The following is a 9,917-nucleotide window of genomic DNA, read 5'->3' as shown; positions in this document are numbered from 1 at the left end:
ATGACTATGAGGGCGGCGGCGTGCGATTGACCGCGACGTTCTTCACCCCCGCGCTACCCGATGATCTCGACGTGCTGTCGCGGCCGGTCACGTATCTGAGCTGGACGGTCCGCGCGACCGATGGTGGCCGCCACGCGGTCCAGCTGTACTTCGACGCCGGCGCCCAACTGGCGGTGGACAACGACCAGCAAAGCGTCGTCTGGGGTAGCAGCCGGGTCGGCGACATGACGGTGCAACACATCGGCACGAACGCGCAGCAGGTATTGCAGAAGGTCGGCGACAATCTGCGGATCGACTGGGGCTGGGCGCAACTCGCCGTACCACGCCAGGCCGGGACGACCACCGCGACACTCGGCGAGCGGGCACGGGACATTTTGCTGAAGACCGGCAAGATGCCAATCGCGGACGACATGGCGATGCCGCGCCTCGCGCATCAGGATCGGCCCGCGATGGCGATGCTGACGGATTTCGGCGATGTCGGCGCGGCGGCGGACACGCGGCGCGCGATGCTCGCCTATGACGACATCGACGCGATCGAGTATTTCAAGCGACGTCTGCCCGCCTACTGGCGTCGCAACGGGATGACGATGGCCGACCTGTTGCTGAAGGCGGAGGCAGAGGAGCCCGCATTACGCAAGCGGGGCGAGGCATTCGATCGCGAACTCACCGCCGATCTGGAGCGGGCCGGCGGTCGTGCGTACGCCGAGATTGCGGTCGTCGCCTATCGCCAGACGCTCGCCGCGCACAAGTTGGTCGCCGATATCGATGGTCGCCCGCTGTATTTCTCCAAGGAGAATTTCAGCAACGGCTGCATCGCCACGGTCGACATCACCTATCCGACGTCGCCGTTCTTCCTGCTGTTCAACCCCATGCTGCTGGAGGCGCAGCTTCGCCCGATCCTTGACTATGCGTCGATGCCGCGCTGGCGGTTTCCGTTCGCCCCGCATGACATCGGGACGTATCCGCAGGCCAACGGCCAGGTCTACGGGGGCGGGGAGCGGACCGAGGACGACCAGATGCCGGTTGAGGAAAGTGGCAACACGCTGCTGATGATCGGCGCGCTGGCAAAGATCCGGGGCAATGCCGATTTCGCCGCGCAGTACTGGCCGCTTCTGCAACGCTGGGCGACGTACCTGCGCGAAAAGGGGCTCGACCCCGAGAACCAGCTAAGCACCGACGACTTCGCCGGTCATCTGGCGCACAACACCAACCTGTCGATCAAGGCGATCAGCGCGCTGGACAGCTATTCCGAACTCGCCCGCCTGTTGGGCAAGAAGGACGAAGCGGCCCGGTATCGCACGCTGTCGCGGCAAATGGCGGTAAAGTGGGTGGCGATGGCGCAGGACGGCGACCATACCAAGCTCGCCTTCGATCGACCGGGCACGTGGAGCCAGAAGTACAATCTGGCATGGGACAAAGTGCTCGGTCGCAACGTGTTCCCCAAGGGGCTGTTGCGCCAGGAAGTCGCCTTCTATCTCAAGAACCAGCAGAAGTACGGCGTGCCGCTCGATAGTCGCAAGACCTATACGAAGCTCGACTGGATCACGTGGAGCGCGACCCTCTCCGACGATCCGGCGGCGTTCGAGCAACTGATCGCGCCGGTGCATCGTTACATGCTTGAAACCCCCAGCCGGGTGCCGTTAAGTGATTGGTATGAAACGACTGACGGCGCACAAGTCGGGTTCCAGGCACGCGCCGTCGTGGGCGGCGTGTACATGAAGATGCTCGCGACACCGGCGGTCTGGTCCAAATGGGCGGCGCGGGCGCGGAAGGCCGAATGACGGGTCGCTCGCCAATTCAGAACAGGAGAGCAATATGAAACCCGCCACCATTTCGCGGCGCGCGATGCTGGGCGCCGCAGCAGCACTCGCCCTTCCGGCGGTCGCCGGGGCGCGACGGTTGAAACCGAGCGACCGGGTGAACATCGCCGTGATTGGTGGGGGCGGCATGGGCGCGAACAACATGCGCCAGCTTATCAGCCAGAACATCGTCGCTGTCGCCGACGTTGATTTTGACCATGTCGCTCGCGCTTTCGTGACGGGGGAAGGCGCCACCAAGCCGACGATGACGGCGCTGCGCACCGCTTATGACAGGGCGACCCATTATAACGACTATCGGCGCATGTTCGATCGACAGCGCGACATTGACGCGGTGCTCATCGCGACCCCCGATCACCATCATGCCGTTGCCGCGAAGATGGCGATGGAGCGCGGCCTGCACGTCTACGTCCAGAAGCCGCTGACCTATACCGTGCGGGAGGGGCGGGTGCTGCGGGATCTCGCCGCGTCAAAGCCCAGATTGGTCACGCAGATGGGGAACCAGGGTCATTCGAGTGACGACGGTCGCCGCGTGGTCGAACTGATCCGAGGGAACGCGATCGGGCGCGTGCGCGAGGTTCATGCCTGGACCAATCGCCCGGTCTGGCCGCAAGGGATCGCTCGCCCTGCGCCCGTCGCGAAGCCGGCGAGCCTCGACTGGGACGTCTGGCTGGGTCCAGCGACGGTCGGATGGGGCTACAACCCCGACTACGCGCATTTCAACTGGCGCGGTTGGGTGCCGTTCGGCGTCGGTGCGTTGGGCGACATGGGCGCGCATCTCCTCGACTTTCCGGTCTGGGCGCTGTCGCTGGGCTTGCCGACGGCGGTGGAAAACCGGCATTCGATCTGGGGCGGCGATACCGATCTGTGGGACGACAAGCCGCCGGTGGATCTAGGCAGCTATCCGTTGGCGGGGGTGACCTATTTTGATTTCGGCGATGCGCTGGGCGGGCCGCTGCGGCTCACGTGGTATGACGGCGGGCTGATGCCACCGACGCCGCCTGGCTTGCCGACGGGCGTGACGATGACTCCTGGCGGCGGTGTCCTGTACATCGGGGAGAAGGGTATGTTGATGCACGAAACTTACGGCGAGAAGCCCATCGTGTTTGGCGACGGTGCTGCCGAGCGCGCGGCGGCGATCCCGCAATCCTTGCCGCGAATTGCGGGCGGGCGCGACGGACACGAGATGAACTGGATCGCGGCCATTCGTGGGGAGGCAAAAGCGTCTTCTCCGTTTGCCGACGCGGTAACGCTGAACGAGACGATGCTGCTGGGAATGGTGGCGATGCGCGCTGGACAACCGATCCGCTACGACGGGCAGGCGGGACGGGTCACCAACATTCCTGACGCCAATCAATTCCTCGATCGGCAATATCGTGAAGGTTGGACGCTGTAAGCAGGCGCGCGCGGTAGGCCATAGAACGCTCAGTTGCGTGTGCCCTGAGCGCATCGTCCTAAACCACCGCGCACCACACGCCGGTTCCGGTAATATCGAACGGTATATTAATGGTAGTACAGATTGGCATCAATTTCGGCGCGACCAAAATCGGAGCTCAGGCGCTGAATGGCACCGCACAGTATCTCGCCCTCTACCAGCCCATTGAACTCCGTTCGCAATAGGAGGGCATCCAAGTTCAAGCTGTACGCCTTTTTTACCGCGCGTCGCAGTCCTCTCCGGGGCGTAAGATGCTTATGAACGAGCGTCCGGATTTGAGTTTGAACGAGGGGCTCTCAGAAGCGGGGTTTGGGTCAAACGTCTTCAGTCAGGCTTCCGTTTGCACGGACAATTCCAAGGGGCGTTCAACATCAACGTCATGGTACCGCACGGTGCTCTCGATGATGGCATGATTCAGTACAAATTGCGCCACGCGACGATTGCCGTCGCCTTGTCGAAGATCGGTGCGTTGGTACCGCCTCAATATTAGGCTTGGAGGCCAATGTCGGCGATCTATTCGCTCACGAGGCGTGCGTACCGCTTCCCACTCAAGCGCCCCATGGATCAGAACAGTTAGAGGGAGGCGGAGAAGATCAAAACAGACCATCGCAATCCACGACATCGGTCGTCGTAAGTTCGGTCGGGTCGCCTTGTCCCCTCGGACACGGAACGATCCTGCTGTGGACCTGCCGCTCGTTGGACATTGTATAGGTTCGCCTGATGTCTTCGAAAACGCGGGATGCCTGCTCCGTCAACACTACGTCATCTTGCATGCAGGACGTTGCCAAGCCTTCGAAGCGGGTAACGATGTCGAGCAATGGATTGGAGAAGACCGCTTCGCATTCGACCGCGCCGATCATCTCCGTGACCAGGTCACGAATCATTACGGCGTTTTGATCGAGCCCCAACATACCCTCTCGGGTCAATTGCGCACCGGCGCGGATGACGTCCAACGCTGCTTCGAGCGTGCTGTCCTTGGACGTTTCGCTTTCTGGCTCGGAACTGATCGCGTCTGCGGCGGCGTTCAATTGCTCGAAGGCGGCGGCGACCGATCCCGAAACCGATTCCAGGGTCTTGACGAGGCCGCGGATCTCCGCGGCGATCCGAGCCAGTCCATCCCCCGCGCGCCCCATCCGGAACGAGCGCAGATCGGTATTCCACGCCATGATCTGGACGTCATGTGTGACGCGGTAGATCGTGGTCAACCGCTGGCCAAGGCGCTCGACCGTGACGGATGCCTCGGCACCGAGCCGGGTTGAACGGATATCCGCATCGCGCAAACGCGCTGTGACGGAGTCCACCTCAGCAACGCTTTGTTCGAGGACTTCGAGAAACGCCGCGTCGCTCCCACGTTCGGCAGCGCCCTCGCCACTGAGCGTCAGCATCGCGCTAAGCTGCGTACCGATGCTCTGGAAGCTCGTGGCCAGCACGCCCGACTGCTCTTGGAGATCCTGCGTGGCGTCGGCGACCTGCGCGGCCAAGAGCGACATTACTTTTCCCAACAGTGCGGCTGATGCGACCGGATCAGATGCGATCTTGGGATCGGCAAGCGCCGTCCCGACGATCCGACACGCCTGTGCGGCATGTTCGAGCCGCTGTCGCGTGATGTCGCCGATTTGCATCGCGCCATGCGACGCCGAGAGCTTCGCACGGATGTCGCGCGCGACGGTGGCGATCCTGTCGGCGCGATCCGCCGTATCGACCTGATTGTTCTGCAACCCGATCGCGTCCCCGGCGAGCTTGTCGGGGACATGCGGGCACAGGCGCGTACATTCGGACGCAAGGACACGATTGACCTCGACCACGCACGGGACGGTCGCCGCCAGTTGCGCAACCTCCTTGCTGATCTGGTGCATTTCCCGTTCGCTGACGTCGAGCTTCGAAATCATTGCATCGGCGAAATCGGAATAGCCCTGTGCCCCAGCGGCAGCGACCTTGATGTTGCGGCCACAGATCTGCAGGAAATCGAGAGTCCGGTCGACGCGGAACACCTCTTCCTGCACCGTGCTGGTTGCCTGCTGAATGATATCCAGCGAACGTTGCCGGTCCGCCTGGACCACCGGCAGTCGCGCGAGGCGATCGGCATTGCCCCGCATCGTCGCGATCGCGTGATCGGCGGCGTCCCGGTCGAGCGCGTTGGTCACGCGCTCAAGACTGGCGATCAACTTTTCGACGATGTCATAGGCGTGTGCGAGCGAGTGCCCGGCGTCGACGAAGCGCTTGTCGAGACCGCTGGCGATCAGGTCGAGTTCGGCTTCCAGCACGTTCAAGGCTGGCTCAAACGCCGCTACCCCATCAGGCACCAACGCCTCCCGCTCGACCCATTTCATCGTCCCACCCCCCTTATTGTGCCGCGGCGTACAGGACATCGCGGGCGATATGACCAAGCGGCAGCACTCTTTCCGCCGCGCCCAGCGCGATGGCTTCCTTGGGCATGCCGAAGACGATCGACGTTGCTTCGTCCTGCGCAAAGGTGCGGCCGCCTGCCTGCTTCATCTCGAGAAGGCCGCGCGCGCCGTCGTCGCCCATCCCGGTCATGATGACGCCCAGAGCGTTGGACCCCGCCGCCGTCGCTGCCGACCGGAACAGCACGTCGACAGACGGACGGTGCCGCGAAACCAATGGTCCGTCGCGGACCGTCACGAAGTAGCGCGTGCCCCGCCGTTCGATCAGCATATGCTTGCCGCCGGGGGCGATGAGGACATGGCCCGGAAGCACGGGATCACCGTCCTCCGCCTCCTTGACGTTGACTTCGCACAGCGAGTTCAGGCGATTGGCAAAGGCACGCGTGAAGTTTTGGGGCATGTGCTGGACCACCACGACCCCGGGCGCGGTCGCGGGAAGCGCTTCCAGGACCGTGCGCAGCGCCTCGGTCCCGCCGGTCGATGCGCCGAGGCACACGACTCGTTCGGTCTCGCGAGTCATGCCCCGGCCGCTGGGTGGCGGGAGGACCGCGTCTGCGGTCAGCTTCTGCTCGGGCGGGCCGGCCCGCCCGGCTCTCGCCGAACGCATGTTGACCCGCACTTTCGCCGCAGCCTTGATGACGTCGCGGATCTGGAGGTTGTGGTCGCTCAGATGCTCGGCCAGCCCGACGCGTGGTTTCAGGATCACGTCGACGGCCCCCGCTTCGAGCGCCTGGACCATCATGTCCGAGCCCTGTTCGGTGAGCGACGAGCACATCACCACCGGCAACGGACATTGCGCCATCAGCTTGCGCAGGAAGGTGATGCCGTCCATCCGCGGCATTTCCACGTCGAGCGTGATGACGTCGGGCACTTCCTCCTGGATCCGCTTGGCGGCACTGAAGGCGTCGGCGGCGGTCCCGATGACGACGATGTTGGGATCCTCCTCGAGGATCGTCTTCATCGCATGGCGCGCGACCGCCGAATCGTCGATGATGAGGACACGGATCTTTTCTTGACCAGCCATCGATCAGCTCCGCTTGAAAACAGTGTTGGCGACCGGGACGAGCGGAACGTCGAGCCCCGCGATCGATTCGGAATGCCCGAGAAACAGGTAGCCGTCGGGTGCTAGGTTCCGGACGAGCTTCGACACGACATCGTGCTGGGTCTGCTTGTCGAAATAGATGAGGACGTTGCGACAGAAAATCAGATGCATCGGCTCACCCACCGGATATTTTTCGTCCATCAGGTTGAGGCGCGCGAAGGCAATCGCACGGCGCAGTTCGGGCACCACGCGGACTTCGCGTCGCGCCGGGTCGCGCGATTCCATCAGATACTTCCGGCGCAACGCCGCCGGGATCGGATCCGCCAGATCGGACGGATAGATGCCGAGCCGGGCAGTCTCGAGCACTTCGGTATCGAGGTCGGTCGCCAGGATACTATAGGTGAAACCGCGTCGCGGGCTGGTGAACCCGTCGAGCAGCATCGCCATGGTATAGGGTTCGGGCCCGGTCGAGCAGGCGACGCTCCACGCACGGATCGTGCGCAGATAGTCCGCCTCGAACGTGGGAAGGGCGACGTCGCGCAGGAAATCGAAATGGACGGGTTCGCGGAAGAAATCGGTCTTGTTGGTCGTCACCGCGTTGATCAGGTGGCGCCCTTCTTCGCCGAGCGTGTTGCCCGTCAGGACGTGGCGGCAATAGGCATCGAGCGTATCGAACCCCAGTGCGCGCTGGCGACGTCGCAGACGGCCTTCCAGCATCGTCTTCTTGCTGACCGGCATCCGGATGCCGGCATAATCGAAGATATAGTCGGCCAGGCTCGCGAAATCGCGCAGGCTGATCTGGTCGATGGTGCTGGCGGACGGCTTCAGGGGCGGGGGGGCGAGGGACAAGGGAGCCATCTCCAGGGAGCGGATGGCCCCTCGCAAGACGGGACCATCGGGGTTTAGGTTCGGCGACCGGATCGCGTCACGCGGCGGCGACCAGCGCCGCGGTGTCGGCGCTGGAAAAGATCTGGGCGACATCGACCAGCACGACAAAACCCTCGGCGCGCTTGACCACGCCGGCGATGTAGCGCGAGGGCCAGCGGATCCCGATGTCGGGCGCATCGCCGATGTGACGGCAATCGAACGTGCTGACCTCCAGCACGCGATCGACGACGAGCCCGAGCACTAGTGTACGCCCGTCGACCGGAACATCGACCACCAGGATTCGCGTGCTCGGGGTCGGTGCGACATGCGGCAGGCCAAGGCGCAGCCGCAGGTCGATCGTCGTTATGCCTTCGCCCCGCAGATCGGTCAGTCCCATCAGATAGTCGGGGCCGTTCGGAATGCGGAACGTCTCGCTCCAGTCGAGGATCTCGCGCACCAGCGCGACCGGCACCGCGAAGGTTTCAGCGCCCAGGCCGAAGGTCACGGCCTGGAGTTCGCCTGCACTTCTCATGCCGCGCACCTTGCGAAAGGCGTGTCGGGCAAGCGTCGTTCGACAAGAGCGTTCATAACGGCCCTTCCAGCCTAGAGGAGTGCGGGGGCGAGGACGGCGGGTGCGCCCCGGCCGCCCAGCAGCGGGTCAAAGATCTTTGCGATATTGGCGAGGACGATGACGCCCTGCGGTGTGCGCACCAGCTCGCGGATGTAATCGCGACGCCAGCGCAGGCCGACCGTGGGCGGGGTTTCGCTTGCGTCGCGGTGCAGCGTCGCCACTTCGTGGACCTTGTCGGTGCGGATGCCGATTTGGGTCTGGATGCCGTCGACGTCGAGTTCGACAACCACGATGCGGCTGTCCATCGTCGACTCCGCCGAGGGCAGGCCGAATGCAAGCCGAAGGTCGGCGATCGGAATGATCTTGCCCCGGAAGTTGGCGACGCTGGCAACCAGCCGGTCCGCGCCTGGAACGACCGTTTCGGGCAGCAGGTCGAGGATCTCACGGACGAGCACCGCTTCGACCGCGAACTTCTCGGTTTGCAGATCGAACGTCAGCACCTCGAGCCGGCCATCCGCGTCCCATTGGGTTTGCGATGTTTCTTCCATGGTCATCCGACGGCGCGAAGCCGCTCCTCCTGATGCTGGCCAAGCGCGACGAGCTGGACGACGTCGAGGATCAGCGCGACCCCGCCGTCGCCGAGGATGGTCGCACCGGCGAAGGTCGGGACGTTGCAATGCACCGGCGACATCGGCTTGATCACCGTCTGGTGGCTGCCGATGATCTGGTCGACCACCAGCCCGACCCGCTCGGTGCCGGTCGCGATGATGACGATCTTCTGATGCAGGCTCGGCTTCGTGCCCGTGGCGAACATCTCGCGCAGTCGGACGAACGGAACGAGCCGGTCGCGCAGCGTGATGAAGCTGCGACCGCGCGACCGCAGGTCTTCTTCCAGGCTGAGCTCGATACATTCTTCGACCACGCCGAGCGGGATCACATATCGCCCGTCGCCGACGCGAATCAGCAAGCCGTCGATGATCGCGAGGGTGAGCGGGATGCGGAGCGAGACCGTCGACCCCTGGCCGAGCACGCTCGCCACCTCGATCGTGCCGCGCAGGCTTTCGATCGTGCGTTTGACGACGTCCATCCCGACACCGCGACCCGACAGGCTGGTGATCTGCTGCGCGGTCGAGAAACCCGGATGGAAGATCATCTGGAGCAGTTCCTGGTCGGTCACGACCTGCCCGGGCTGGATCAACCCGTGCGACTCCGCCTTCGCCCGAACGCGCTCCCGGTCGATCCCGTGGCCATCGTCGCGAATGGTGATGACGACCTCGCCCCCTTCCTGATGCGCCGACAGGCGCACCTGCCCGGCGGCTGGCTTTCCCGCCGTAGCGCGTTGTTCGGGGTGCTCGACCCCGTGATCGCAGGCGTTGCGGATTAGGTGAATCAGTGGATCGGCCAGCCGCTCGATGACGGTCTTGTCGACTTCGGTGGTTTCACCATCGGTCGACAGCTCGATCGTCTTGCCGGTATCGCGCGCGATGTCATGGACGAGGCGGCGGAAGCGCCCGAACAGCGTGGCGACCGGAACCATCCGGAGCACCATCACCGTATCGCGCAATTCGCTCGCCAGCCGCTCGATTTCCTCCGAGATCGAGTGGAGCGCGACGTCCGCGGCGCTACCGCCGCTGCTGTGCGCAAGTTGCGACAGGCGGCTCTGCACGATGACGAGTTCGCCGACACGGTCCATCAACAGGTCCAGCCGTTCGGCCGGCACCCGGACGCTCTCGCCAGTCTTGGGCGCGCCACGACCGGTCGGGGCCGCCGCCGGCTCGCG

General features: G+C 64.1%; 8 protein-coding genes. 2 read left to right on the top strand and 6 right to left on the bottom strand.

Features of this window, described 5'->3' with window-relative positions; translation table 11 throughout:
* On the top strand, positions 1–1,781 hold a 1,781-nt coding region (locus tag QBJ92_RS20060), incomplete at its 5' end, for a glutaminase domain-containing protein (protein WP_277971457.1).
* Between the two features lie 34 nt (positions 1,782–1,815).
* Positions 1,816–3,213: a Gfo/Idh/MocA family protein gene (locus QBJ92_RS20055; RefSeq protein WP_277971456.1), complete on the top strand. Its 1,398-nt coding sequence runs from the start codon at positions 1,816–1,818 to the stop codon at positions 3,211–3,213.
* 632 nt (positions 3,214–3,845) lie between these two features.
* Here QBJ92_RS20055 and QBJ92_RS20050 read toward each other — a convergent pair.
* The 6 genes from QBJ92_RS20050 to QBJ92_RS20025 form a co-directional block, all read right to left on the bottom strand.
* A complete protein-coding gene (locus QBJ92_RS20050; protein ID WP_277971455.1) occupies positions 3,846–5,555 on the bottom strand; it encodes a hypothetical protein in 1,710 nt (569 codons plus the stop codon).
* Positions 5,556–5,595: 40 nt separating this feature from the next.
* Positions 5,596–6,681, bottom strand: coding sequence for a protein-glutamate methylesterase/protein-glutamine glutaminase (locus QBJ92_RS20045; RefSeq protein WP_277971454.1), 1,086 nt, complete (start codon positions 6,679–6,681; stop codon positions 5,596–5,598).
* Between the two features lie 3 nt (positions 6,682–6,684).
* On the bottom strand, positions 6,685–7,548 hold the full coding sequence (locus QBJ92_RS20040) for a CheR family methyltransferase (RefSeq protein ID WP_431358444.1): 864 nt from the start codon (positions 7,546–7,548) through the stop codon (positions 6,685–6,687).
* 76 nt (positions 7,549–7,624) lie between these two features.
* Complete coding sequence (locus tag QBJ92_RS20035; RefSeq protein ID WP_277971452.1) at positions 7,625–8,098, bottom strand: chemotaxis protein CheW; 474 nt, start codon at positions 8,096–8,098, stop codon at positions 7,625–7,627.
* Positions 8,099–8,169: 71 nt separating this feature from the next.
* Positions 8,170–8,685, bottom strand: a complete 516-nt coding sequence (locus tag QBJ92_RS20030; RefSeq protein WP_431358445.1) for a chemotaxis protein CheW — start codon at positions 8,683–8,685, stop codon at positions 8,170–8,172.
* A gap of 2 nt (positions 8,686–8,687) precedes the next feature.
* Positions 8,688–9,917, bottom strand: a 1,230-nt coding sequence (locus QBJ92_RS20025; protein WP_277971450.1) for a chemotaxis protein CheA, incomplete at its 5' end; no start/stop codon positions are given.

The sequence above is a fragment of the Sphingomonas echinoides genome, from assembly GCF_029623395.1.
GTDB classification, from domain to species: Bacteria; Pseudomonadota; Alphaproteobacteria; order Sphingomonadales; family Sphingomonadaceae; genus Sphingomonas; species Sphingomonas echinoides_A.
Note: the sequence above shows the minus strand (reverse complement) of the source record. Positions and strands in the feature narration are given on the sequence as shown.

What these genes read in the sequence shown, in the direction of transcription:
- QBJ92_RS20055 (WP_277971456.1), top strand. Translation starts at nt 1,816, where the DNA reads ATGAAACCCGCCACCATTTCGCGGCGCGCGATGCTGGGCGCCGCAGCA.
- QBJ92_RS20045 (WP_277971454.1), bottom strand. Translation starts at nt 6,681, where the DNA reads ATGGCTGGTCAAGAAAAGATCCGTGTCCTCATCATCGACGATTCGGCG.
- QBJ92_RS20035 (WP_277971452.1), bottom strand. Translation starts at nt 8,098, where the DNA reads ATGAGAAGTGCAGGCGAACTCCAGGCCGTGACCTTCGGCCTGGGCGCT.
- QBJ92_RS20030 (WP_431358445.1), bottom strand. Translation starts at nt 8,685, where the DNA reads ATGGAAGAAACATCGCAAACCCAATGGGACGCGGATGGCCGGCTCGAG.